The sequence below is a fragment of the Micromonospora chalcea genome, assembly GCF_002926165.1.
Lineage (GTDB): Bacteria > Actinomycetota > Actinomycetes > Mycobacteriales > Micromonosporaceae > Micromonospora > Micromonospora chalcea.
Genome location: NZ_MAGP01000075.1, coordinates 41,376 through 65,044, shown reverse-complemented (window position 1 = coordinate 65,044; position 23,669 = coordinate 41,376). Strand labels below are relative to the sequence as shown.

25 protein-coding genes are annotated in these 23,669 nt (G+C 68.2%); 12 read left to right on the top strand and 13 right to left on the bottom strand.

Features of this window, described 5'->3' with window-relative positions; genetic code table 11:
* Window positions 1-31 precede the first annotated feature (31 nt).
* The 6 genes from BAW75_RS07920 (at window position 32) to BAW75_RS07895 (ending at window position 9,535) form a co-directional block, all read left to right on the top strand.
* Window positions 32-2,161, top strand: coding sequence for an AIPR family protein (locus BAW75_RS07920; RefSeq protein ID WP_104113118.1), 2,130 nt, complete (start codon window positions 32-34; stop codon window positions 2,159-2,161).
* 122 nt (window positions 2,162-2,283) lie between these two features.
* Entirely contained in the window at window positions 2,284-5,208 is a 2,925-nt protein-coding gene (locus BAW75_RS07915; protein ID WP_208635203.1) for a type I restriction endonuclease subunit R, read from the top strand.
* A gap of 29 nt (window positions 5,209-5,237) precedes the next feature.
* On the top strand, window positions 5,238-6,020 hold the full coding sequence (locus BAW75_RS07910) for a hypothetical protein (RefSeq protein ID WP_104113116.1): 783 nt from the start codon (window positions 5,238-5,240) through the stop codon (window positions 6,018-6,020).
* Complete coding sequence (locus tag BAW75_RS07905; RefSeq protein WP_244206035.1) at window positions 5,965-7,689, top strand: serine/threonine-protein kinase; 1,725 nt, start codon at window positions 5,965-5,967, stop codon at window positions 7,687-7,689. The genes BAW75_RS07910 and BAW75_RS07905 overlap by 56 nt, the downstream gene beginning before the upstream one ends.
* A gap of 5 nt (window positions 7,690-7,694) precedes the next feature.
* Window positions 7,695-8,846 (top strand): restriction system modified-DNA reader domain-containing protein, encoded by a 1,152-nt coding sequence (locus BAW75_RS07900; protein ID WP_208635202.1) that lies wholly within the window; start codon window positions 7,695-7,697, stop codon window positions 8,844-8,846.
* 35 nt (window positions 8,847-8,881) lie between these two features.
* Window positions 8,882-9,535: a DUF6308 family protein gene (locus tag BAW75_RS07895; RefSeq protein ID WP_208635201.1), complete on the top strand. Its 654-nt coding sequence runs from the start codon at window positions 8,882-8,884 to the stop codon at window positions 9,533-9,535.
* 43 nt (window positions 9,536-9,578) lie between these two features.
* Here the strand turns inward: BAW75_RS07895 and BAW75_RS07890 are convergent, their stop codons facing one another.
* On the bottom strand, window positions 9,579-9,779 hold the full coding sequence (locus BAW75_RS07890) for a DUF397 domain-containing protein (RefSeq protein WP_104113112.1): 201 nt from the start codon (window positions 9,777-9,779) through the stop codon (window positions 9,579-9,581).
* A complete protein-coding gene (locus tag BAW75_RS07885; protein ID WP_104113111.1) occupies window positions 9,772-10,656 on the bottom strand; it encodes a helix-turn-helix domain-containing protein in 885 nt (294 codons plus the stop codon). Before BAW75_RS07885 ends, BAW75_RS07890 begins: the two co-directional genes overlap by 8 nt.
* 322 nt (window positions 10,657-10,978) lie before the next feature.
* On the opposite strand from BAW75_RS07885, the gene BAW75_RS07880 reads away from it, so the two are divergent.
* The 5 genes from BAW75_RS07880 (at window position 10,979) to BAW75_RS07860 (ending at window position 16,317) form a co-directional block, all read left to right on the top strand.
* Window positions 10,979-11,260 (top strand): DivIVA domain-containing protein, encoded by a 282-nt coding sequence (locus BAW75_RS07880; protein ID WP_104113110.1) that lies wholly within the window; start codon window positions 10,979-10,981, stop codon window positions 11,258-11,260.
* A complete protein-coding gene (locus tag BAW75_RS07875) occupies window positions 11,257-11,508 on the top strand; it encodes a hypothetical protein (protein ID WP_104113109.1) in 252 nt (83 codons plus the stop codon). Before BAW75_RS07880 ends, BAW75_RS07875 begins: the two co-directional genes overlap by 4 nt.
* A 137-nt stretch (window positions 11,509-11,645) precedes the next feature.
* Window positions 11,646-12,236, top strand: coding sequence for a DUF7019 family protein (locus tag BAW75_RS07870; RefSeq protein WP_104113108.1), 591 nt, complete (start codon window positions 11,646-11,648; stop codon window positions 12,234-12,236).
* 9 nt (window positions 12,237-12,245) lie between these two features.
* A complete protein-coding gene (locus BAW75_RS07865; protein WP_104113107.1) occupies window positions 12,246-15,701 on the top strand; it encodes a serine/threonine-protein kinase in 3,456 nt (1,151 codons plus the stop codon).
* Between the two features lie 4 nt (window positions 15,702-15,705).
* Window positions 15,706-16,317 carry a hypothetical protein gene (locus BAW75_RS07860; protein ID WP_104113106.1) on the top strand — a complete coding sequence of 204 codons (612 nt, stop codon included), beginning with the start codon at window positions 15,706-15,708 and terminating at the stop codon, window positions 16,315-16,317.
* A 1-nt stretch (window position 16,318) separates the two neighbouring features.
* Here BAW75_RS07860 and BAW75_RS07855 read toward each other — a convergent pair whose 3' ends face one another.
* From BAW75_RS07855 to BAW75_RS07845, 3 genes are read right to left on the bottom strand one after another with little or no spacing between them, the layout of a single operon-like run.
* Window positions 16,319-16,978, bottom strand: coding sequence for a response regulator (locus tag BAW75_RS07855; RefSeq protein ID WP_104113105.1), 660 nt, complete (start codon window positions 16,976-16,978; stop codon window positions 16,319-16,321).
* Entirely contained in the window at window positions 16,975-18,129 is a 1,155-nt protein-coding gene (locus BAW75_RS07850; RefSeq protein ID WP_104113104.1) for a sensor histidine kinase, read from the bottom strand. The genes BAW75_RS07855 and BAW75_RS07850 overlap by 4 nt, the downstream gene beginning before the upstream one ends.
* The gene (locus BAW75_RS07845) at window positions 18,129-18,965 is read right to left on the bottom strand and encodes a CPBP family intramembrane glutamic endopeptidase (RefSeq protein ID WP_104113103.1); all 837 of its coding nucleotides are present in this window, start codon (window positions 18,963-18,965) and stop codon (window positions 18,129-18,131) included. The genes BAW75_RS07850 and BAW75_RS07845 overlap by 1 nt, the downstream gene beginning before the upstream one ends.
* 203 nt (window positions 18,966-19,168) lie before the next feature.
* Between BAW75_RS07845 and BAW75_RS07840 the strand changes: the two genes are divergently transcribed.
* Window positions 19,169-19,960, top strand: a complete 792-nt coding sequence (locus BAW75_RS07840; protein WP_104113102.1) for a class I SAM-dependent methyltransferase — start codon at window positions 19,169-19,171, stop codon at window positions 19,958-19,960.
* 21 nt (window positions 19,961-19,981) lie between these two features.
* Here BAW75_RS07840 and BAW75_RS07835 read toward each other — a convergent pair whose 3' ends face one another.
* From BAW75_RS07835 to BAW75_RS07805, 8 genes are read right to left on the bottom strand one after another with little or no spacing between them, the layout of a single operon-like run.
* On the bottom strand, window positions 19,982-20,266 hold the full coding sequence (locus BAW75_RS07835; protein WP_104113101.1) for a hypothetical protein: 285 nt from the start codon (window positions 20,264-20,266) through the stop codon (window positions 19,982-19,984).
* 37 nt (window positions 20,267-20,303) lie between these two features.
* Complete coding sequence (locus BAW75_RS07830; RefSeq protein WP_104113100.1) at window positions 20,304-20,534, bottom strand: hypothetical protein; 231 nt, start codon at window positions 20,532-20,534, stop codon at window positions 20,304-20,306.
* A 21-nt stretch (window positions 20,535-20,555) separates the two neighbouring features.
* Window positions 20,556-20,876: a hypothetical protein gene (locus tag BAW75_RS07825; RefSeq protein ID WP_104113099.1), complete on the bottom strand. Its 321-nt coding sequence runs from the start codon at window positions 20,874-20,876 to the stop codon at window positions 20,556-20,558.
* The gene (locus tag BAW75_RS32275; protein ID WP_167435534.1) at window positions 20,876-21,100 is read right to left on the bottom strand and encodes a DUF4926 domain-containing protein; all 225 of its coding nucleotides are present in this window, start codon (window positions 21,098-21,100) and stop codon (window positions 20,876-20,878) included. The genes BAW75_RS07825 and BAW75_RS32275 overlap by 1 nt, the downstream gene beginning before the upstream one ends.
* A 2-nt stretch (window positions 21,101-21,102) precedes the next feature.
* Window positions 21,103-21,576 carry a hypothetical protein gene (locus tag BAW75_RS32270; protein ID WP_167435533.1) on the bottom strand — a complete coding sequence of 158 codons (474 nt, stop codon included), beginning with the start codon at window positions 21,574-21,576 and terminating at the stop codon, window positions 21,103-21,105.
* A gap of 13 nt (window positions 21,577-21,589) precedes the next feature.
* Window positions 21,590-22,888 (bottom strand): WXG100 family type VII secretion target, encoded by a 1,299-nt coding sequence (locus BAW75_RS32795; protein WP_244206034.1) that lies wholly within the window; start codon window positions 22,886-22,888, stop codon window positions 21,590-21,592.
* On the bottom strand, window positions 22,885-23,205 hold the full coding sequence (locus tag BAW75_RS07810; RefSeq protein ID WP_104113097.1) for a type VII secretion target: 321 nt from the start codon (window positions 23,203-23,205) through the stop codon (window positions 22,885-22,887). The genes BAW75_RS32795 and BAW75_RS07810 overlap by 4 nt, the downstream gene beginning before the upstream one ends.
* A complete protein-coding gene (locus BAW75_RS07805; RefSeq protein WP_104113096.1) occupies window positions 23,192-23,593 on the bottom strand; it encodes a YbaB/EbfC family nucleoid-associated protein in 402 nt (133 codons plus the stop codon). The genes BAW75_RS07810 and BAW75_RS07805 overlap by 14 nt, the downstream gene beginning before the upstream one ends.
* Window positions 23,594-23,669 lie beyond the last annotated feature (76 nt).

Below are 23,669 nucleotides of genomic sequence, written 5' to 3'. Positions count from 1 at the left end.
TTGCAGGCAATCTGCCGCCGGGAGGATTTGGGTGTCCAAGCTGATGGATGCGTCGCGACAGGTGACGGTTATCGCAGACTCGTTGCGCCGAAGGTTCGAGGATCGCATCGATGTTGGCGACTTCACCAACCCGGACCCCGATGAACGGCGCCGCTGCCTGCTCTCGAGAGCGCTTGCTGCTGCAATCACCAACAGTCGGACCGATTGTGGTGATGCGCGAGCTGCGGCTACCGTAACGGACGGCGGTCAAGACTTCGGCATCGATGCCGTCGCGTTCACAGCTGGCGCGCCTCGACTATGGCTGATTCAAACGAAGTGGAACGATCGCGCGGCGGCCAACTTTGGTGAGCTAGATGTAATAACCATGGCGGATGGCCTGCGTATGATTGATCGACGCGAATTCGGACGATTCAACGCAAAAGTTCAGCCTCTCAAAACACAGATCACTACGATCGTCGACGACCCGCAAGCTCGCATTATGCTGACGATTGGTCTAATGAGGCAGGCGCCACTGCATCCCAATGTTTTGCTACGGCTATCGGAGTTGCGGGACGAATTCAACGCTCATGGGCATTACCTCGATTTTGAAGTCCTTTACGTGCGCGACATTTGGGAAATTATTCGAAAGACGGCGCAGCCTGATCCAATAAAGTTGGATTTTGAGATGGACCGCTGGTTTGAATTGAGTACGCCAATGCGGGCGGCTAACGGTGTTACGACGGCAGCCACGGTTGCCTCATGGTATGAAGATAACGGCGACCAGTTGTTTCGGAAGAACATTCGAGAATCCCTCGGCGTTACCCAGGTGAACGCCGATATCGCCCGGAGTCTAGCCGAGGAACCTTACGAGTTTTGGTATCGGAATAATGGTGTCACGATTTTGTGTGACAGTCTTGAACTGACACCCAAGAGTCGAAGCTCTCCCTACGGTACTGCCAAGATAGAGGCGACTAATATCAGCGTCGTGAACGGCGCGCAAACGGTTGCAGCGATCGCGGCAGCGGTGCAAAAGGGCGATGATCGCGTCCGAGGTGCATTGGTGGGCATCCGGGTCATTGCAAGTACAGACGAAGCGACCAGCGCAGAGATAACGAAGGCTACGAACACCCAGAACCACATCGAGCGGCGCGACTTTGTGGCGCTTGATGAGGTGCAGTTGGCGATCCGAGAAGAGTTCTCGTTGGCGCTCGGTCTGACCTACACGATCAGGCGAAGCGAGTTCGAGCCGTCGCCGGAGAGCGGTTGCACTGTCCGGGAGGCTGCAATAGCTCTGGCCTGTGCACATGCCGATCCAAGGCTGGCGCAACGTGTTCGAAATAACGAGGACCTCTTGTGGGAGGAGGGTCCGGAGGGTGCATATGTGAGGATTTTCGGCGAGCGGCCTCCCGCCGTGCAGATCTGGCGCTCTGTTCAGTTGCTGCGTCGGGTTCGTGACTCGCTTCATGCCATGCAGCCTGGGTTGGAGGGCCGTGCGGCCGCCGTCGCCGAGCAGGGCAGCCTGATCGTCGCGCATATCGTATTTCAAGATTTGGGTCGGGATGGCATTGATGATTCCGACTATAATTGGGAAGCTGTGCTTGACCAGGTTCCTCTTCTTGTTGGCAAGACCGTTCGCTGGCTAGTAACTCAGATCGACGAACAGTTTGGTCAGAGTTCATTCATCGGGCCGACGCTCGCTTCTGCCGACCGGATTCGACCACTAGTGCGGTCCGTGCTTACGGCGCTTGAGACGGGCACACCTGCACCCGATTTGCGGCCGGACTATGTGCCTGTGCCGCGGCAGCGAACCACCCGACGTCGTAACTCCGTACACATCTTGGTCGATGCTGCTCGAATCAAGGAAGGCAGCCGCCTTAGCTTCCGTGCGGTAACGGAACCCGAACGGCGAGCTTTGGCCTCCTGGCTATCGGAAGACAGTCGTCGGGGTGCGGCGACTTGGGTGAACAGCCGGTCTCGACCATTGGTGTGGGCCGCGGACGGTAAGCGGTACACGCCGAGTGGCCTTGTCATGCGTATGTATGCGCTCGCCGAGTGGAATGGGGCACCGGTGGCTGTGCAGGGCCCGCGCCGATGGTTCCTCGGCAGTGAGGGATCGCTGGTGTCGCTGGCGAGGTCGGTTGTGCGAGAGGTCGAGGACTCCGACGAGGAGAGTGTCGAGTGAGTGTGTCCTCTCAAGTAGAGAGGCGGTTCGAGGGCCGCATAGAGGGAGATTTGCGAGCAGCGGGCTGGAAGAGGGGTTTGACCGGCAACTTCCGAACGGAGTCTGGCCTCGATACAGCCGAATTGTTCACCTTCATCGGTGAGACCCAGCCGGAGGAGTGGACGAAGCTGCTGGCGTATCACGGGAACGACCCGGACGTGGCGCAGCGGAGCTTCGCCCAGCATCTCGCCAAGCAGATCGATGAGCGCGGGCCCCTCGATGTCCTCCGTCGAGGTGTCAAGGACAAGGGCATTCTGATCCGCCTCGCGTACTTCAAGCCCGCCCACGCCATCACCGACGACGCGCTCAAGCTCTACCGCGCCAACCGCCTCACCGTAACCCGCCAGCTCGCGTACTCGATCAGCAACAACAACACCCTCGACCTGGTTCTCTTCGTCAACGGCATCCCCCTCGCCACCGCCGAGCTGAAGAACCCGCTCACCGGCCAGACCGTCGAGGACGCCAAGGAGCAGTACCGCAAGACCCGCGACCCGAAAGAACTGATCTTCGCCCGGCGTACCCTCGTGCACTTCGCGGTCGACCCCGACCTGGTCTTCGTCACGACGAAGCTCGCGGGGGAGAAGACCCGGTTCCTGCCGTTCAACACCGGATCGAACGGGCCCGGCGTGTCCGGTGGGGCGGGCAACCCGCCGGCCACTGACAAGGGTTACCGCAGCTCCTACCTCTGGGTGCAGATCTGGCACCCGGACGTGTTCATGGACCTGGTGCGGCGGTTCCTGCACTACGACAAGGAATCCAAGGCGCTGATCTTCCCGCGTTACCACCAGTGGCACGCGGTCACCCAGCTCACCGACCACGCGGCCCGGCACGGCTCGGGCCACAACTACCTGGTCATGCACTCGGCCGGGTCGGGCAAGTCGAACACCATCGCGTGGCTGGCGCACCGGCTGTCCAGCCTGCACACCGCGCCGAACGTCGCCAAGGACGGGCTGCGCCCCAACGAGCCGGTCTTCGACAAGGTCATCATCATCACCGACCGGGTCGTCCTCGACCGGCAGTTGCAGGACACTGTGTTCCAGTTCGAGCACGTGCCCGGCGTGGTGCAGCGGATCGACAAGGACTCCGCCCAGCTGGCCGCCGCGCTTCAGGGGGAGACGGCAAAGGTCGTCATCACCACGATGCAGAAGTTCCCCTACGTGCTCAACCAGGTGCAGGGGCTCAAGGGCAAGCGGTTCGCAGTCGTCGTCGACGAGGCGCATTCGTCGCAGTCCGGCGACTCGGCCGCCGCGCTGAAGAAGGTGCTGCTCAAGCTCGGCAGCGACGACGTCGACGAGTCGGGTGACCTGCTCACGGCCTCGGCGCTGGCCCGAGGCCGGCACGAGACGCTGTCGTACTTCGCGTTCACCGCCACCCCGAAGCCGAAGACGCTCGAACTGTTCGGCACGCCGCACCCGGTCACCGGCAATCCGCAGCCGTTCCACACGTACTCGATGCGGCAGGCCATCGACGAGGGGTTCATCCTCGACGTGCTGCGCAACTACCTGACCTACAAGTCGTACTGGAAGCTGGCCAACGCCAACCCCGACGACCCGGAGGTCGACCCGAAGAAGGCCGGCGCCCAGCTCGCCCGCTTCGCCAGCCTGCACCCCACCATGCAGGCCCAGAAGGCGGAGATCATCGTCGAGCACTTCCGCAAGCACACCGCGCCGCGCCTCGGCGGGCGTGCCAAGGCCATGGTGGTCACCGGCTCCCGCGAGGCCGCCGTGCGTCTGCACACCGCCATCAAGAAGTACGTCGAGATGCAGGGCTACGTGGGCTGCGACTCCCTCGTGGCGTTCTCCGGTGACCTGGAGGTCGACGGCGTCGAGCACACCGAGGCACGAATCAACGGGTTCGGCGAGGGTGAGCTACCCGAAAAGTTCGGCTACACCGCCGCCGACGACAAGTACGCCGGCACGCCGAAGGCCAAGCAGGACACCGAGTACAAGATCCTGGTCGTCGCCGAGAAGTACCAGACCGGCTTCGACCAGCCGCTGCTCACCACCATGTACGTCGACAAGCTGCTCAAGAACGTCGCCGCCGTGCAGACCCTGTCCCGGCTCAACCGCACCCACCCGCTCAAGACGCAGGGTGACGTGTTCGTTCTCGACTTCGTCAACGAGGCCGGCGACATCGCCGAGCAGTTCAAGCCGTACTTCGAAACCGCCGCCACCACGCCCACCGACCCGAACCTGCTCTACACCGCGCAGAACGCCGTCACGGGCTACCCGGTCCTCGTCGACTCGGAATTGCAGGCGTACGCCGAAGCGCTGCTGGAGGCGGAGCGGAAGGCGACCACGGAGACCGGTCTCCAGCGGGCCCACGCCGCCCTCTACCGCTTCACCGAGCCGGCCGTCCAGCGCTTCAACGCCCTGGCCGCCGACGACCCGGAGGCTGCGGACGACTTCCGGTCTGCACTGCGCGACTACACCCGGATGTACGCGTTCCTCAGCCAGGTAGTGCCCTACCACGACGAGGAGTTGGAGCGGCTCTACCTGTACGGGCGCGCGCTGCTCAACCGGCTCCCGCGCCGGCAGGACCCGTCCGTTGACATCGGTGAGGTGCAGTTGACCCACCTGCGGGTCAGTAAGACCGGTGAGCATGACGCCTCGCTGTCTCCCGAGGGGGAACAGATGCTGCCCGGTTTCGTCGGCGGTGGTGTCGGCTCGCAACACGACCCGGAGAAGGTCGCGCTCTCGGATCTGATCGACGTGTTCAACGACCGGTTCGGTATCGGCCTGGGCGAGGCGGACAAGGTCTGGGTCGAGCAGCAGATCGTCGCGCTGGCCGAAGACGGCACGCTGGAAGCCGCAGCGCTCGTCAACGACGAGAGCAACTTCGGCGTCGTCTGCGACAAGCGGATCGAGGACGTGATCCTGTCCCGCCACGACGACAACGGCAAGCTGATGCAGCGCTACCTCGACGACGAGAGCCTGCGGTCGCAGCTCAACCAGTTCGCACGCCGGCAGGCGTACCAGATGATCCGCCGCCGCAAGGGCATCGCCTGAGCCTTCGCACCTCGCCGAGAGGAGGACGGTTGTCCCCGTCCGAGCCCACCTTCCACCTCTGGATCGCCGTGGACGAGTCCCGGGTCATGACCGCGCTCACCCCGCTGAAAGTGACCCGCTCGCCACGTCGACACAAGTGGGGCAGCATCACCGACCTGCGGGCGGTCCCGACCGCCCCGGAGCCGTCCAAGGTTCCCGGCGTCGTCGTGCTCTGCACTATCGCGGTGCTCGTCTCCGCGGTGCTCTGCTTCTCAGGTGCGCCACTGCTGGTCATTCTGTTTCTTGTCGCGCTCCTGCTGGGCCTCGGGCTTGCCGGCATCACGGCGACGAAGCCGCCACCTCAGATCGAGGCGCCCGACCAGGCGGCCTTTCCCGCCTTGCACCACACCCTGACCGAGGCCGAGGACCGGGAAGACTTCCTCGACCTGGTGAAGTTGGCGGAGCGGGCCGGACGGGCGCTGCCCGACGTGGACCGTGTGATGGACGCTGCGGAGGGCGGGCAGATCCTGGCGCAGGCGCTCTGGGAGGCGAGCGATGTGCTCAGCCGCCGGCAGCAGTTGCGTACTCAGATGGGGCGCCGGCAGTCCGGCCCGGCGGGGGATTCGACGAGCAGCGTGGGGAAGGCGCTGACCGAACAGCGGCAGCGCGTGACAACGCTGTGGGACGAGACGGAGGCGGAACTGACCCGGGTGCGTAACGCGCTCGAACTCGCTGCCGTGGCTGCCGAGAACGCGGCGCACGATCCCGGTGCGAACGATGCGGTCCGGGAGGCTTACCAGGAACTGCTCGACATCTATGGCGAGCGGTACTAGCCGACGAGTCGTCGGTGTCATCCGACAGGGCTGCCGGGGGAGACGGATGCACGCGCAGGAACGAGTAGCGGATCGATACGAGCTGACGTATCCGATCGGTCACGGCGGCATGGGGGAGGTGTGGGCGGGCTTCGACGAGAAGCTGGACCGGCCCGTCGCCATCAAGTTCCTGCGCAAGCTCGCCGTGCCCGACGGCGACCGCGACACCGCCGTCGACCGGTTCATCCGCGAGGCCCGGGTGACCGCACGCCTGGACCACCCCGGAGTGCCGAGCGTGCACGACGTCGGCCACCACGGCGACGACCTCTACATCGTCATGCAGCTCGTTCCGGGTGTGCTCCTGTCCGACCTGATCGCCGAGCGTGGTTGGCTCGCCGTTCCGTGGGCGGCTGCCATCGGCACCCAGATCTGCTCGGTACTGGCGGTGGCGCATGCCGCCTCACTCGTGCACCGTGACCTGAAGCCGCAGAACGTCATGGTGACCCCCAGCGGCGCCGTCAAGGTCCTGGACTTCGGGGTGGCCGCCCTGCTCGGACCGGACGTGCCCCGGCTGACCGCCACCGGCCACACACTGGGCACGCCCACATACATGGCTCCCGAGCAGGCGCTGAACAGTGCCGTGGGCCCGCGCACCGACCTATACGCACTCGGCTGCGTGTTGTTCGAGCTGCTCACCGGCAAGCCGCCGTACCGGGCCGACAACCCGCTCGGCATGCTGCACCGGCACTTGAACGACCCCGTCCCGTCGGTCTCGGAGCACCGCGCGGGTGTGCCGGACGTCCTGGTGCACCTCCTCGTACGGCTGCTCGCCAAGGACCCGCAACACCGGCCCGAGTCGGCGGTCGAGGTCTACGAGATGCTGGCGCCGTTCGGAGCGGTCGATGCCGAGAAGGCAGCCGACGCCGCCCCGACGGTGGCGGACGGGCAGCGGGTCGACCCGACAATGCCGTACCGGTATCCGTTCGGGCCGCTGCCGCCCCGCTCGCCGCTGCCGCCGACGCGCGTCGACATCGTCCGTCCACGAGCAGCGGCAGAGATTGTCGAGCCGCCGTCGCTCGACCAGCTCGCCGAGGTGGAGGAGCGGGCCTGGGAGCTTGCCGAGGAAGAGCGGTTCACCCAGGCCGCCGAGCTGCTCGAATCGGTGCTGCAGCCGATCAGCGGCGGGCACGCGGCAAGGCAGCCGCGGATCCTGGAGCTGAGGCTCAACCTGGCCAACCTGTACGTCCTGGCCGGCGCGTTCCGGCAGGCGCTTCCGGAGTTCCAGCGGCTCATCGTCGATCTCGCCAAGCGTCCCGTGCCCGACGAGGAACTGATCTGGCAGTGTCGGCAGCAGGCAGCGAGCTGCCAGGCGGAGCTGGGCGAGGCGACCGAGGCGTTGAGAGAACTGCGCGCGCTTCTCGCCGAGGAACAGCAGGTGATGCGGTCGGACTCGCCGGAACTCTTTCCCTTGCGGCAACAGATCGCCATGCTCGTCGCCGGATTGGGCGACGTGCCCGAGGCGCGGCGCCAACTGGAGGGACTACGGCGTGACATCAGCGCGCTGCACGGCTCAGGGTCCGCGCCGGCGGCTGAGATCGAAGCGCTGCTGAGCCACCTGCATCGGTTGAGGGAGGAAGCGCCCGGGTCCGCTGGGCCGAGTTCGTTCAGTGCCGCACCGCGCGAAGGATGAGGAGCATGTTCGAACTGGAAGACGCCGTCAAGCAATGCCTTGACCGGTTGGTGCGCTTCCGGCGCCAACACCAGCGCATCGGCGAGCAGAACACCAAGGCCGGACTCATCGAGCCGATCATCGGAGCACTGGGCTGGGATCTCTTCGACGTCGACGAGGTGCACCGCGAGTACCGGCGCCGCGGTGCCGACAACCCCGTGGACTACGCCCTCCTGCTGCTGCGCACCCCACGCTTGTTCATCGAGGCCAAAGGGCTCGGCGAGAACCTCGACGATCCGCGCTGGGCCAACCAGACCATCAGTTATGCCGCCGTCGCGGGCGTGGAGTGGGTTGCCCTGACGGACGGGGCGGAATGGCGCGTCTACAACGCCCACGCTCCGGTTCCCATCGAGCACAAGCTCTTTCGCGCGGTGCGGCTCGAGGAGGACTTCGAGGGCGCTGTTGAGCTGCTCTCCTTGCTCAGCAAAGAGAACATGCGCGACAACCGCATCGAAGAGTTGTGGAAGGGCTACTTCGTCGACCGGCTGGTACATGCGGAGCTGCGTAAACTGTTCGCGGCGGGAGAGCCTGCACCCGAGATGGTGGCGATGCTCGATCGCCGGCTCGGCCGGCTGACGCGGGACGAGGTGCGATCCAGCCTCGTCAGAGTGCGCGCTAGCTTCGATTTCCCTTCGTCCGTCGCGTCTGCCACCGGCATTGGCACCGGTCCGGCGGTGGTGGCCCGTGCGGCAATGCCGCCAGCAGCCGCGCCACCTGTATTGCCGACCCCGCGGCCTCCTCGATCGCAACCACCTGGGTCCGTGACCCGTCGTACCGTCAAGCGACCGGTTTCGGAGGCGGAGCGCGCGATCAAGCTTGTCGACCTGATCAGGGCTGGCCGACTTCGTCCCGGTACCAAGCTGTATGCGAAATACCTTGGCAAACAGTACGTTGCCGAGCTGCTTGCCGATGGCACCATCCGGTACGGCAACCGGACATATGCGTCCCCCAGCGCCGCCGGCGAGGCGGTGAAGATCGATGTGTACGGACCAGAGATCAGTGCCACACGTAGGGCAACCGATGGACTGGACTTCTGGTCCGCCGAGGATGCACGAGTCGGTGATGTGGTGGCGCTCAAGGAGATTCGGCGGCGCGTGGCGATCGGAAGTGAGGCATGAGACGTCCACTGTCTCTCGTAGAAGTCCTTGCGGTCTTGGACAGCCCTCGCTCGATACCTGAGCTTCAAGCGTACTTCGGGCTCGGAGGTGCGACGCCTTGTACCGGTAGCCAGTTCGAGCGGCTCGGTGGCGGTGGGGACCGCCCGGATTCTTGTAACGTCATCACCGCAGACGACCTGATCGCGATCGAGTTGCTCAGCGTGCGGGTACCCCCTCGGACGGCCCTCGACCTGCTGCAGGGGCGGCTTGGTCGGGAGTTGTCGGCTCACCTGGCCGGGATCCCGACCGAGGTTGACCTGAGCGATGAAGGCGCCCTTGCCTTCGTTGACGATGGAAGCCACGCCGACCGAGCATGGCGTCTTGTCAAAAGGGCCGACGGTATCGGCTGGGTGATTGCAGGAAAGCTGCTGGCGCGAAAGCGACCCGCGCTGGTGCCCGTTTACGACGAAATCGTCTCCTGCGCGTTCGGGACCCGCAGGAAATTCTGGCGCTGGCTGCACGGCCGTCTTCGCGAGGACAGTGGCATGCTCGTTGGGCGCCTCGCGGAACTGCAGGCTCAGGCGAGGTTGCCGCAGGAGGTATCGCGCCTGCGCACCCTCGACGTGGTGTTCTGGATGCGGCACCGAAGCGAGCACACGGCATACCGATGCCCTGGTCTGGGGCCGCAAGATGTCGGCCAGAGCCGGTAGCGCGCTTGTGCCCGAATCTGATGACTACACCCGGACGCCCGCCTCAGACCGACCTGTCGCTTCTCATCGTGGCCACGAATGCGGTCCAGGCAGCCGGCTCGAAGCTCAATAGCGGGCCGCCGGGGTCTTTGGAATCCCGTACCGCGACCATGCCGGCGAGGTTGGTGGCGACCTCGACGCAGTTGCCGCCGTTGTCGCCGCTGCGGGTGCTCTTGCGCCAGGCGGCGCCGGTCAGGTCAGTCATGGCGTATCTCTCCGATGACCCTCTTGATCACGTCTCTCGATTCTGCCTCACTCAACGCCAGCGCATCCAGCCCGGTCCAGGCGTTCTCATAGGCGCGCAATTCGTCTGGCTTGTCCAGGTAGAGCGCTCCGGTGAGGGACTCGCTGTAGACGACGGACGGCTCGGCGGCTCGACCTCCCTTGCTGGTGGGGAAGTCGAGAATGACGAACGAGCCGGCGACTGACCCCGGGTGAGGACCAGCCGCGAAGGGCACGACGCGCAGGGAAACGTTCGGAAGTTCGGAGACTTCGAGCAAACGGGTGAGCTGGCCGGTCATGACCCCTGGTCCATGAACGGTCTTCCGGAGTACCGCCTCGGACAACACTGTGTCCAAGCGTGGGGGCTGCGGCAGCCTGCGGGTTAGGAGACTCTGCCGCTGGAGTCGCACCTCGACCGCGCGCTCGCGTTCGTCAACACTAAGTCGGCTGCCGGGCTGGTAGAGGCCCAGAGCATAGGCGCGAGTCTGAAGCAAGCCGGGGATCAGATTGTCGCCGTATTCCCGGAGGTGGGCAGCGGCGGACTCCAACCCCACGTACAGCTCGAACCAGCTCGGCACCGCGTCCCCGTACGCGTGCCACCACCCCTTCGACTTCGTCTCGGCCGCCAATCCCCGCATTGCGTCGGTCATCTCCGCGGACACGCCGTACAGCTCGCACATCGCCTTGACGTCCAGCACCCGCACCGGCCCGAGGCCGCACTCGATGCGCCAGATCTTCTGCCGGCTGTACTCCAGCGCCTCGGCGGCGGCGTCGAGGGTCACGCCGGCCTCGTTGCGGAACTGGCGTAGCAGCCGGCCGAGCTGTCGGCGTGGCACGGTCGAACCGATGTCTTCCGCCATCCGGGCACTCCCTGGTTCCATCCGGCAACAACGAGTGACGTAGCTCTGCAACGTCTACTCGTTCCCACGAAATAAGTCAATGCACAATCCAGAAATGCGCCTTTGGAACGTTGCGCGTCCACTGCGCACTGTCACAGGATGACTACCGGCACGACGGCCTCGCGATCTCTACAACCCGGCCGCTGTGCCTGTCGATCGGTGATCCGTTGAGCAGCCCTGGTGCCGTACCGCTGAACGGAGCTGCGGTGTCAGGGCGGGGTGGGCCCGCCGGCGCGGGACGGGCAGGCGGGCCCACCCCTTCCACGACAAGGAGGACAGGCTGATGAGCGTCCGTAACGATGGGCCGGGGCGGGGCAGCGGGGCGACCGCGTACCCCTCACTGCTGCCGTGGCAGGTGCGCGAGCGCCGCTTCCCGCCCGCCCGGCTCGGGCGCCGCGCGCTCGACCCCGATGCGGTGTACGCCTACCTCGGCCGGGTCCCCGGCGACATGGCCTCGCTCCACGCCGAGATCACCAGGCACCGCCAGGAGACCCTGCGGATCAAGGTGGCGCTCCGCCGCTGGCAGTCCGAGCAGGCGCGGCAGGGGAACGGCGAGCGCCGGTGACCGGGCGCTGGGTCATCCACCTGCCGGTGACCGCTGCCGACCTGCCCGCCGCGCAGCGCCTGGCCCGCGTCGTGGCACGGTGGACCGGGGTGCTGCCGCACGCCGACCCGGGTGAGACGACCGTGTCGGCCGAGGACGACCAGAACGTACGCCATCGGGTCTTCTGCGACCTGCTCATGCCCGGCGGCCGGCGGTGCCTGCTCCGCGCCGATCACGACGGCCCCTGCTCCCGCCGCGTCCATCGCTGACGCGCTCAGCACGGGAGGTGGTCGCGTTGGTGCGAGGGGCCCGCGCGGACACCGATCATCCTCGATCGAGGGTCAGCATCGCGAGCGTGCGCAACGTAGGGTGGGCTTCGGACGTCTCCCCGTAACCGGAGTGCATCTTGAGCCTCAAGTACTACCTCTACCTGTCGCATCTCAAGATCGGGCTCCTGGCCGCACAGGTCGCCTCCTCCGCGCAGCACGAGACCGAGCTCGCCGTCGACCTGAAGGTCGTCCGCTACAGCCGCAAGGCGGTTCTGCCCGAGCGCCACGACCTCGACAAGCTGGAGAAGGTCATCCGGCACCTGCAGGACGCCGACCAGGTCGGCGCCGCGGACGAGGAGCGCCCCTACGTCCAGGCCTGCCTGGAGATGCGCTGGCAGGTCTTCCCGACCACCGGCATCGTGGTCTTCGCGGGGACGCTCGACGACCAGGTCATCGTCCTCGGCGGCTCGGCGTCGCACGTGGTCGGTGGCGGTGATGCCGAACCGGTCGGATCGGTCCCGCCGTACCTGTTCCGCAAGCTCCAGGAACTGCGAGCCGACCCGGGCGAGTTCGACGACGAGCGCTTCCACGAGTCGCTGGCGCAGATCGGGGCCGCGCTCCCGGGGCCGGCGCAACGGGTCGAGTTCGTCGCGAAGCGACTGGCCGAGAAGCCAGGCCCGGACGGCACGCTGCTGGGTAGCCCGATCTACGTGGCGCTCGTCGACTAGGGCCTCGGCGTGGACGCGGGGCAGGTCATCCGGTGGCGGCCGGGGGAGACCGTCCTCGACACGTTCCGCATCGAGGAGGTCGTCGAGACGGGCGGGATGGGATTCGTCTACCGCGCCCATCACCTCGCCTGGGGCGTCGACCTGGCGGTGAAGACGCCGCGCCCCGACCTTGCAGCGGCGCCCGGGATCCTCGACCTGCTCGCGCAGGAAGCGCAGGCCTGGACCGATCTCGACCCGCACCCGAACGTCGTCGGCTGCAACTACGTGCAGCGCGTCGGGGCGTACCCGGTGGTCTTCGCGGAATGGGTCGCGGGCGGTGACCTGACGGCGGCGGTGCGGGACGGGCGGTGCCGCGATCTCCCGCGGGCCCTGGACGTGGCGATCCAGATGCTGCGCGGCATCGGCCACGCGCACGCGGCAGGTCTGGTGCATCAGGACATCAAGCCCTCCAACGTCATGTACGACGGTGAGACCGCACGGGTGACCGACTTCGGAACGGCCAAGGCGAAAGCGTTCGTGTCGCACAGGACAGCGGGTGGCGTCGAGACCTCGTACGCGACGCTCGGCGGCTTCACACCGCAGTACTGCTCGCCGGAACAGGTCGATCCGGAGGGCCGGATCGGCCGGGCCAGCGACATGTGGTCCTGGGCGCTGACGGTGATCGAGCTGCTGCACGGGCGCCGGCTCTGGAAGTGGGGACACGACGGTGCGGATGCGCTGGCGTCGCTACGCGGCGATCTCCCGCGGCCGCTGCGCGACCTCCTGTCCGGCTGCCTGGTGCGCGACCCCCGGTCGAGGATCGGCGACATCGCCGAGGCGGAGGCCGTCCTGCTCAGCGTCTACGCGGACTGCGCATCTGGTCCCTACCCGCGCCCCGACGAGGTGTCGCCGTCTCTCCAGGCCGACGGCTTGTCCAACAAGGCGCTGTCCCTGTGGGACCTCGGCGACCAACGCCGCGCGATCGAGATGTTCGAGCGGGCCAAGGCGATCGACCCGCACAACGTCCGCGCGGTCTACAACCACGGGCTCCTCAAATGGGCCGACGGCCTGGTCACCGACGAGATCCTCCTGTCGGAACTGCGCGCCACGGGCGACTCCTGGGAGGCGGACTACCTGGCCGCGATGGTGCACATGGAACGCGGTGACGGCGTCCTCGCGGCCCGGCACCTGGCTGAGGCGGACCGCAAGCATCCGGGATCGCCGGAGATCGCGGCCGCGCGGGAGCGCTGTGCCCGACTGGAGCCGAGGGGCACGCTCGAGGTGTTCGGGCAGCTGTCCGGCCAGGTCGTCGCGATGGCCTGCGATCACGACGCGACACACGTGGTGGTGGCCGAGAGGTCAGGGCGGGTGCGGGTCTGGGACGCCTTCGCGGGCCGGGTGGTCGCGGAACTCGCCGCCTCCGGCCCGGCTCCCGTCGACGTCGCGATCGACCACGCCGGAGCGCGGATCCTCGTCTGCTACCAGGACTCCCGCGTCGAACGGTGGCTGCTCGCCGGCGGCACGGCCTACCTCGAAGGCCGGCTGGACGGAGGAACAGCCGTGGCGCTCAGCCCCGAGGGTGGCTTCGCGGCTGTGGGTACGGGCGACGGCCGCGTCCTCGTCTTCCGCACCGACGCGTGGAAGCCGGTCGCCGGCATCCGCCCCCACGACGGCACTGTCACCCGGGTGATCCTCGGCCCGGACGCCGAGGTCTGCGTCTCCGCCTCACTGGGTCGTCCCGGCTCCGCCGTCGACCACCGTGTGGAGCAGTGGTGGCCCCTGCGGGACACGAGGATGCGGGGCCTGCACATACCCACCGACGAGATGGACGGCGACGGCCAGAAGGTCGCCCTGGCGCCGGACGGGTCGACCGTCCTGAGAACCGGCTACCAGTCCCTGACAGTGGTGGACATGCGGGTCTGGGACGAACCGCGACGGTGGGAGATCCCCTGGCTGACCGGATACCGCATGCTCGGCGTCTCCGGCCGGGCCGGCTGGGCTCTGCTCGACCCCGGGACCGGAGACCTTCAGGTCCTCGAACTCGCCATCCGCCGATGCGTCCGCACCTTCCCGAAGGACTGGGCGCGGGGCTCACGCCGCGACGCGACGGCGTTCAGCGGGGACTGCGGCTACGCCGTCATCGCCGAATCGCACGGCTACAGTGGCCAGACCTCGCTCTCCCGACTTCCCATGCCACTCAGCGGACACCTCGCTCCGCGGTCGTACGCGCCGCCCCGCCCGGTCGGTGCCCTCGCGCGCGACGAGCGGGCGTTCGACCAGGTCATGGAGCGCGTCGAGGCGATGATCGCGGCCGGAGAGGATCGGCGCGCAGCGGACGCGATCCGCGAGGCGCGTGCCGTTCCCGGCCACGAACGTCATCCGCGGCTACGCCGGGCCTCCAGGGCCCTGGGCCGGAACCTGCGGCGCACCGGATTGACCGGCATCTGGCTGGAGCAGGAGCTGTCCGATGTCATGCTCACCCGTGGCACCTTCGACATCGGCGCCTCCGGCCGGTTGTTCGCCTTCCCGGCCAATGTCGACGAGGTCGAGATCTTCGACCTGGAGACGCTGGAGAAGGCAGGCGGGGTCACCAAGCGGCGGAACCCCGCCACCAGCCTGTCCTTCGCCAGGGGCGGCCGGGACATGATCATCAGCTACTCGGACGGATCGGTCGCCTGCCACGACACCGAGACGTTCCAGCCCCGCTTCAAGGTGGCCGGCGCACTGCCTCGCGACGACGGCAACACCACGCTCGACATCACGGGCGACCTGTTGGCGGTCGGCTTCGGCCACGGATTGGCGACGGTGTGGTCGCTGGAGGCGGCTGCCTGCGTCGCGACGGTCCGCACCGGACCCGGCACGATCGTCGGCGTCACGGCCGACGAGGCGTCCCGCTCGATCGCCGTGCAGCTGCGAACCCACGACACGGCCGCCGTGGAGGTCCGGTCGATGGACACCGGAAAGCCCGTGAAGACCTTTGCGGACGTCGACCCGCACACGGAGATCCGGTTCGCCTCCGGGATGCTGCTGCTGGCCGGGATGACCCGCCTGACCGCGTGGCGACCGGGTGACAGGCGCCCGTCGTACCAGCTCGACCGGGTCAAGCACAGCTCGTCGGCGGCGTTGGCCTTCACGGACTCCCGCCGGCTCGCCGTCATCGCCGGGCTGACCGGCTTCGTCGTATGGGACGCCGCGAGCGGAGAGCCGGTGTTCGACGGGAGGGCTCTCGACGACCCGGCTGGACGCCTCTCCGGGGTCGAGGAGGTGGTGGTCTCGCCCGACGGGAGGTTCGCGGTGGCCGGAGACCCGGGAGAGCAGACCGTCGACGTCTGGGACCTGCGCGCCGGACGCCGGATCCGCTCACTGCACGGTCACCACGCCCAGGTCACAGCGATACGCGCCGACGACGCGTTCGGCACCGTCGTCACCGGCGACCACCAGGGCAATGTCCGCATCTGGGGCCTCGATTGGGACTACGGAGAGTGATCCGATGACCGGACGCCGCCAGCGCGATGAACTGCGAGCCGCGTTCCTGGCCAACCGCGAGCGCGTCAGAACCTGGCTCGACGCCTGGGAGATTCCCGAAGTCGTGTGGACCGACGAGTTCAACGAGATCCCTCTGCCCTGGATCCTGCGGGAACAGGACAGGGAGAGCTGGCTCAAGCGCCACGCACCCTTCCTGGACGCGTACGACTGGTTGTTCGTCGGACGGCCGCTGACCCCGGGGGTCCGCGAGGTGCGGGCACTGTGGCACTTCGGGCCGGCACACCGGTTCGCGGAACTCGACCTGACGATCACCAGCGTCTGCGACCCCGAGTACCTGGCGGAGAAGCTGACCCTGGCGGTTCACCACGCCGGCTTGAAGGGCTGGCGTGACGCGGACGCGCAGCCGGTCTATCAATGGCTCGTCGAGGGTGTGCACACGATGCCCCTCGGCAACGGCGTGCGGGGCAGCAACCGTTCGGGGTTCGTCCTGTTGCGTTTCACCCGCTTTCCGACCTCCGACGGCGACGTGATCGTGCGTCTGACCGCCGCGGAGACCGATCGCGCCCTGGACGGCTCACCTCTCGACGACGATGGTGTGTCGGTTCCTGGCGGGTAGATCAGGTGACCAGGCCGGTGCGGTACGCGTACACCACCGCCTGCACCCGGTCCCGCACGTCCAGCTTCGTGAGAATCCGCGACACGTACGTCTTCACCGTCTCCTGACTGATCACCAACCGCGCCGCGATCTCGCTGTTCGACAACCCGTCGGCGATCAGCCGCAGCACCTCCAGCTCACGCGGCGTCAGCCCCACGTCCGCAGGTGCGCCCTCGGCCGGGCGGATCCGCGCCGCGTACCGGCCGACGAGCTGCCGCGTCACCTCGGGCGCCAGCAGCGCTGCGCCGGAGGCGACGGTGCGGATGCCGTGCAGCAGCTGCGCCGGTGGGGCGTCCTTGAGCAGGAACCCGCTCGCGCCGGCGCGCAGCGCCTCGTAGACGTACTCGTCGAGGTTGAACGTCGTCACCACCAGCACCTTGACCGGGTGGGCGACGCCCGCGCCGGCCAGCAGGCGGGTGGCCTTGATGCCGTCGAGCACCGGCATGCGTACGTCCATCACCACCACGTCGGGCCGCAGGCGGCCGGCGAGGTCGACCGCGGCGCGGCCGTCGCCGCACTCGCCCACCGCGGCCATGTCCGGCTGCGCGTCGATGATGGTGGTGAACCCGGTACGGATCAGCGCCTGGTCGTCGCAGACCAGCACCCGGATCGGCCTGGTCACGACGCGCTCCCGGTGGGGATGCGCGCGCGGACGACGAAGCCGTCGCCCGCCCCGCGCCTGGCGTCGAACTCGCCGCCGAGCACCGACACGCGCTCGCGCAGCCCGGCCAGGCCGCGTCCGCTTCCGCCCGGACCCGCGGCGCGCGGGCCCGGGCCGTCCGTGCTGATCTCCACCGTGATCTCCCGGTCTCCATGGTGTACGTGCACAGCGGTGGGGCGGCCGTGCGCGTGTTTGAGGGCGTTCGTCAGCGCCTCCTGCACCACCCGGTACGCGGCCATCTCCGCGCCGCCGGTCACCTCCGCCGGGGTGCCCTGCTGCGTGAACTCCACCGGCTGCCCGGCCTGCCGGGTCTGCTCCACCAGGGTGTGCAGCTCGCCGACCGATGGGGCGCGTGGCTCCGTACCGTGGTCGGGGTTGAGCACGTCGAGCAGCAGCCGCAGGTCGCCGATGGCACGGCGGCCGGTGTCGGTGATGGCGGTCAGGGTGGTGTCGAGGCGGTCGGGCGCGGCGGTCAGGTAGCGGGCCGCCTCGGCCTGTACCACCATCGCCGTCACGTGGTGGGTGACCACGTCGTGGAGTTCACCGGCGATGCGGGCGCGTTCGGCGGCGCGGGCGGTGTCGGCGACGTGCCGGCGGCGTTCGGCCTCGGCGAGGCGGTCCTGCCGCAGCCACGACCCGGTGCCCCAGGCGAGCGCCAGCAGCAGGTAGAACGTGGTGAACCCGACCACGCCCTCGGTCGACCCCTGTCGATCCAGCACGACTGCCAGACCGATGTACGCGAGGGAGCCGGCGAGCACCGTCGTACGGCGGCCTCGGTCCAGGTGGGCGCCCGCGCTCACCAGCGCGACGGCGAGCGCGGCGCCCGCGAAGGTGTGGTACGCGCGCACCTGGTCGAGCGCGAAGCCGAGTGACACCAGGGCGAGGGACAGCGCCGGGCGGCTGCGGCGCAGCGCCAGCGGAAGGCACTCCAGGGCGATCACCACGACTGTCAGCGCGTCGAACGGCCGGGCGGGCAGATCGCCGAGCTGCGTACCGATGCCGCGCAGCGGTGGGGTCACTGCTGCGAGCGCGATCACCAGCGCCAGCGGGAGATCCCGGACCGTGACGGGCCAGTGCCGCCACGAGTCCTGGAGCATCCGTCGGGTGATCATCAGGAGACCGTAACGCTCTCCGCCGGGGCCTCGGCCGCGCGGCGGCGCCGCGTCACAATGTGACCACGGCGGTGCGCCAGCCAGAGGAAGACCACTGTCAGCGCCGCCCCGGCAGCCACCGTGTAGAGGCTGCCCTCCGGCCCGAAGTCGCCGCCGCTGAGCAGCGTCGAACCCGACGTGGTGGCGTCCAGCAGACCCGCCGACTCGCCGTTGCCGGAGACGACGACGCCGAAGATGCCGCCGGCGGCGAAGTTCCAGCCGAAGTGCAGGCCGATGGGTACCCACAGGTTGCGGGTCGCGGCATAGCAGGCCGCCAGCATGAACCCGGCCTCGATCGCGATGGCGGTGGCACCCCACAGGCTGGCGTCCGGGTTCAGCAGGTGCATCAGGCCGAACAGTACGCCCGTCAGCAGCAGCGAGAGCCACGTACCGAGCCGTTCCTCGACCAGGCGGAACAGCAGCCCGCGGAACATCAGCTCCTCGGTCACCGCCGCGGCGGCCATGAACCCGACCATGCCCACCGCGCCGGACACCGAGCCGATGCCGTGTACGTGGTAGCCGCCCATGAGGGCGATGTTGACGATGACCGCAGCGAACATGGCGAACCCGATCAGCACCCCGCGGTTGAGCCGGGCGGCCGCGCCGTTCCGGGCCAGCTCGGTGACGTCGCGACGCTCGGTACGGCGCACCACCCACCCGTACACGATGATCGCGGCTGCGGCGGTCGCGGCGCCGAGGATCAGGCTGAGCACGGCGTTGTCCTGTGCCGCGACGACCGCAAGGCTGCCGACGAGACTGACCGCGACGACGGCCAGGAACTGCTTCACCACACGCATGACGTTTCCTTCGAGAGGTCCGCGGCCGGAGCGCCACGGTTCACCTGGAACGCTATGGATTCGCAGGCCGGGAAACGTCACCGTGCGGTGGACACTTGCGGGTAGCTCGCACGGGGGACAGGCTCGGCGGTCGCGGCGTTTCGAGGGCGTGCCCTGAGCAGAACGGCTGGCCTCGCGACGGTCGCGGCGGGCAGGCTGCCGGCATGGCGACGGGCTTCGGCGGTGAGGTGGCGACCTACTACGCACGGCATCGGCGCGGCTATCCACCCGAGGCGGTCGACGCGCTGGCGGCAGTCTTCGGTCTCGGTCCTGACGACACCGTCGTCGACCTCGGCTGCGGCACCGGTCAGTTGAGCATCCCGCTCGCCGACCGGGTGGGCGCTGTCGTCGGCATGGACCCGGAACCGGACATGCTGGCCATCGCCCGGCGTGCCGCCCTGGACCGGGGGACCGCCAACGCCACGTGGATGCTCGGCAGCGACGGTGATGTGCCCGCGTTGTCCCGGCTGCTCGGCGAGGGGAGTGTCGGTGCGCTGACCGTCGCCGTCGCCATTCACTTCATGGACCGCGACGCCCTGTTCGAGGCGGCACGGCCGTTGTTGCGCTCAGGCGGTGGAATCGCGGTCGTCACCAACGGCGAACCCTTGTGGATGCAGGACACCGAGTGGTCGATCGCGCTGCGCGGATGCCTGGAGCGGATGGTCGGCCACCCGGTCACCGGGAGATGCCAGACCGACGAGGACGGGCGTCGCCGCAACCGGGAGGCGCTCGTGGGGGCCGGATATCGGTACGAGGAGACGTCGGTGCGGTACGACGCGCCGCTCACCGTCGACGACATGGTCGGCGGTGTCTTCTCCGCCATGTCCGCTGAACGTCTGCCTACTTTGCATCAACGCGCGGAGTTCGCCGCCGACGTACGCGACGCTCTCGGCGGGGTGGACGTGGTGACCGAGCGCGTCACCGTCCGGCTGCAGTGCGGGATCCTCGGCTCATAGCCGATTCCCGACGCGATTCAGCTATGTCACCAGGCGGTAGTTGGGGATGCCCCTGGTGCGTTCCTCGATCGGCGCGGCAGTGGACAGGGCCCTCCCTCCGGCGGGAACCGGAGCCCGCGAGACGTGGATGCCCTCGAGGCAGGTGTCGCACCAGAAGGAGGCGTAGCCGTAGCCGGCCCCTGGGGGCCCGGTGAACACCATCCGGAGGGTTCGGTGACCGCAGTTCGGGCACTGGTGGTCGGACTCGGCGGGCAGGGCGCGGTAGACGACCTCGTAGACGTCCAGCCACTCGTCGAATGAAGCCACCAGGGGGTTCCTCCGGTCTGAGTGGTTGGTTTCTCAGCTAACTCGCGACGAGCATGCGTTCCGGGAACTCGCCCCGGTCGCGCCAGGCATTGACGATCTTGGCGGTGATGGCGCTGGCAGCGGCGTTGAAGTCGTCGTCCTCGACTCGTGCCTGCAACGTCTGCGGGTCGATGACGAGGATGCGATCGAACCTGTCCTCAAAACCAAACGCATACCGCACCTCGTCCGCCGGAGCCTCGATCCGACGGGCGGCCACCATCATTCCCATGTCGCCCCTTTCCGAACATCCTTACTCCACCGGCAAGCTGTGAGTCGCGGCGACGAGTTCTCGGAGATGTGCCACCACAACAGATTTCTGGGCTGTCTCCGGCAGATGCTGTTCACCCGCCGCGACAAGACCCTCGCGCAAATGGGCGACGACCTCGCGCTGGGCTTCCGGCGACAGGTCATCCAGCCGGAATGAACCGAGGTTGTTGTCGACGATCTCTTGAAGATGCGCTGCGGCGTCTCTGTCAGTGAGCCGAGCGATCAGGAACCCCACGGTCCAGTCGAATAACCCTCCGGTCGCTGTCCGGTCGACCCCGGGCCGCAGAACGACGAGGCCGGCCACTACTGTGCTGCCGACTGTCCGTCGCCACCCGTGGTGTCGACCTTCTGGATCTTGTCCGGCGTCAGGGCCACAGCACTGAGGGGCCGGCCGTCCTGATCGGCGAACTCCACCTCATAGGCGAGGTCGGGGCGGTGGAACACGCGCACGATGGCACCGACCGCTCCGGCGGGGAGATTCTCCTCAGGCACGGCATCCCTGAGTTCTACCAGCTCGTACGGGTCCACGATCAGTGGCGGAGACGGGCGAGATACTCCTGCCAGGCGTCCCGATCGACCGCGTCCGGTGACGTCCCCGAGGGAAACCAGGTGGACCCGAGATCCGGATCCCAGGCGGCGATCAGCGTGTCGAGACCCGCCACCAGCACAGCCGGCCACAGCCGCGCCGCGGAGAGCTGCTCGAAGACGCGGCGGGCTTCACGCAGTTGGACATCCCGGTCTCTGCCCGTGTACCCGAAATCCCAGAGGATCTCATAGGCGTCCAGGAGCGACTGCTCCTCCGGGACGTTGGAGGGATAGGCGAGATAGTTGCGGGCAACCTCGCCGCCGACCTCCCCGCCTGGGCCGCACTGCGCGGGACGGCTCAAATAAATGCCTCCCTCAGGACTGATCGAAGCTCGCAACCCGATCGCCGAAGCAATCCTGTCGGCCACCGCTTTCGGCTCCTCCGCAGCGTGGAGAAAAATGTGTTCCAAAGTCGACATGTGCGACACCAGACTAGTCGGGAAGCGTGATTATTCGGTTGTCGCCGAGGATGATTCGGACCTGGCCGGGCATGGCGCTGCCGTGCTGTCTGTGCTGACCCAGCGCTCGTGCGAAACCCCGCCGGGCCTCCTCCTCGCTCAGGTTTACCGGGCGTCCGTCGATGACCGCGTTGCCGCCGCCGGTCTGGTCGACCTGCTTACCGGCGGCCATGATGTTACGGCGTACGGCTTCGCTGCTGGAGCGGTCGAGGGTCTTGAATTCGGTCACCACGCCGGGATCGTCTGGACCGGACCGCACCATCGAGTCCGGATTCTTGAGCTTGTACAGGCTGTCGTCACGTTCCCGTGGATGGACCATGTCCCCTTCCTCGGCGAGGCGGTCACCGACCGCTCTTTCCTTGTCGTCGAACAAGCCGCGAGGGTCATTCACCTCGGGCCGGAAGTCGGCGCCGAGGGGACCATGCTGCTTGCCCGGGTCGAAGTCCGGGGGCCTCGTCGGGTGACCGTTATGGCGCCCGGGGCCACCGCTGCCAGGAGTCTTCTCCGGTCCGGCGGACGAGAGGCGGCGCAGCGCCTCCTTCAGCTTGCCGATCAGCTCACCCAGCCGCCGCATCTCCGGAATCAGCCGCCGCAGACTTGCCAGCAACCCCCGCAACAACCGCCCGATCCGCGCCGCCCACGACGCCACTGTCGTCGTCACCTGCTCCACCACCAGCGGCGTCGCCAGCCCCGCCGTGGCGACCAGTTCGGCCGCGTACACGATCAGGCGGGACACGCAGGCGGCGATGGCGTCGCGGACCAGCAGCCGCACTGCCGCGACCAGGCCGGCGGCGCCTTCGGTGATCGCGGCCATCGCCTCGGCGCCCTGCGCGAGCCCGGTGATGGCCTGCTGCTGTTCGCTCGCCCAGCGGCGGTAGCCGGTGGCGGCGGCGCCGGTCCAGCCGGCGACCTCGGTGCGTACGGCGTGGGCCAGCTCGGCGGCGTCCTCGCGCAGGGACGCGGCGACGTTGCGCCAGGTCTGCGCGTGCGCGGTGATCTCGGCGGGGTCGCCGGCGAGCCAGTCGAGGGCTTCGCTGAGCGGCTTGACGTGTTCGATGAGCCAGGCGATGCCGTACTGGAGGAGGACCCCGGCCGGGTCGGACACGAGCGCGAGCGCGTCGAGGCCGGCGCTGACCACGCCGAGGCTGCCGTCGATCCAGCTGCCGGTGCGGACGCCCTGGGCGATGAGTTCGATGTCCTCGCAGATCCACACGCCGGCCCAGGGACTCGGACCGGAGTCCGCCGCGGCGGCGACCAGTGGGTTCGTGGTCACCGCCGCTGCCGTACCCGGTCGAGCAGGTCGGCGGCGTGCGCGTCGGAGGCGCGGTAGCGCTCGGCGCTCGACCGCAGCTTCCCGGCGGTGTCCCGGACCGACGTGGCGGCGGTGCCGATGCCGTCTGTGAGCATCCGCTGGAGACCGTCGAGCAGGGCCGGCATGATCGCGCAGAGCTGCCCGTACGCGTCGGCGCCCAGCCTGACGTGCTGGCCGGCCTGCCGGGCGGTGTCGATGCTGTCGGCGCAGCGGCCGAGGTGTGCGGCGTGCGCGGTCAGGTCGTCCGGGTCGACCTGGAGGCCGTCACCGGGCGGCATCCGACGTGCCCGGGTCGGGGCCGAACCGCCGCTGGTGGGACTCGACGATCGCCTGCCCGGCCGGGTCGTCCGCGCCGAGTGCCGCGGTGGTGGCCTCGGTGAGCCGTCGCAGCAGGTCGGCGCGGGCGTCCCGGCTGACGGCGAGAATCTGCCGGGCGGTGTGTGCGGCGGAGTGCTGCCGGACGCGTTCGTCCAGCCGCAGGTCGGTGAGCAGCCCGGACGAGTCGACGGTGACCTCGACCAGTCCGTCGGCGCTGCGCGCGGTGCCGGTCAGCGCCTGGGTGCGGGCGGACAGGTCGCGGGCCCGTGCCGCCCGGTCGGCCAGGGACGACTCCCATTCGTCGAGCCGGCGTGCCGCCGCGTCCAGCGCGGCCTCGTCCGCCCACATGTCGACCCTCCCCAGAGGACAGCAGTGAGCGCCAAGCTACCTACTGTTAGCGCTGCGTGCTGCCCCATCCGTTCCG

What these genes read in the sequence shown, in the direction of transcription:
- BAW75_RS07905 (WP_244206035.1), top strand. Translation starts at nt 5,965, where the DNA reads ATGCGGTCCGGGAGGCTTACCAGGAACTGCTCGACATCTATGGCGAGC.
- BAW75_RS07900 (WP_208635202.1), top strand. Translation starts at nt 7,695, where the DNA reads ATGTTCGAACTGGAAGACGCCGTCAAGCAATGCCTTGACCGGTTGGTG.
- BAW75_RS07890 (WP_104113112.1), bottom strand. Translation starts at nt 9,779, where the DNA reads ATGACTGACCTGACCGGCGCCGCCTGGCGCAAGAGCACCCGCAGCGGC.
- BAW75_RS07885 (WP_104113111.1), bottom strand. Translation starts at nt 10,656, where the DNA reads ATGGCGGAAGACATCGGTTCGACCGTGCCACGCCGACAGCTCGGCCGG.
- BAW75_RS07880 (WP_104113110.1), top strand. Translation starts at nt 10,979, where the DNA reads ATGAGCGTCCGTAACGATGGGCCGGGGCGGGGCAGCGGGGCGACCGCG.
- BAW75_RS07860 (WP_104113106.1), top strand. Translation starts at nt 15,706, where the DNA reads ATGACCGGACGCCGCCAGCGCGATGAACTGCGAGCCGCGTTCCTGGCC.
- BAW75_RS07850 (WP_104113104.1), bottom strand. Translation starts at nt 18,129, where the DNA reads ATGATCACCCGACGGATGCTCCAGGACTCGTGGCGGCACTGGCCCGTC.
- BAW75_RS07845 (WP_104113103.1), bottom strand. Translation starts at nt 18,965, where the DNA reads ATGCGTGTGGTGAAGCAGTTCCTGGCCGTCGTCGCGGTCAGTCTCGTC.
- BAW75_RS07840 (WP_104113102.1), top strand. Translation starts at nt 19,169, where the DNA reads ATGGCGACGGGCTTCGGCGGTGAGGTGGCGACCTACTACGCACGGCAT.
- BAW75_RS07830 (WP_104113100.1), bottom strand. Translation starts at nt 20,534, where the DNA reads ATGGGAATGATGGTGGCCGCCCGTCGGATCGAGGCTCCGGCGGACGAG.
- BAW75_RS32270 (WP_167435533.1), bottom strand. Translation starts at nt 21,576, where the DNA reads ATGTCGACTTTGGAACACATTTTTCTCCACGCTGCGGAGGAGCCGAAA.
- BAW75_RS07810 (WP_104113097.1), bottom strand. Translation starts at nt 23,205, where the DNA reads ATGCCGCCCGGTGACGGCCTCCAGGTCGACCCGGACGACCTGACCGCG.
- BAW75_RS07805 (WP_104113096.1), bottom strand. Translation starts at nt 23,593, where the DNA reads ATGTGGGCGGACGAGGCCGCGCTGGACGCGGCGGCACGCCGGCTCGAC.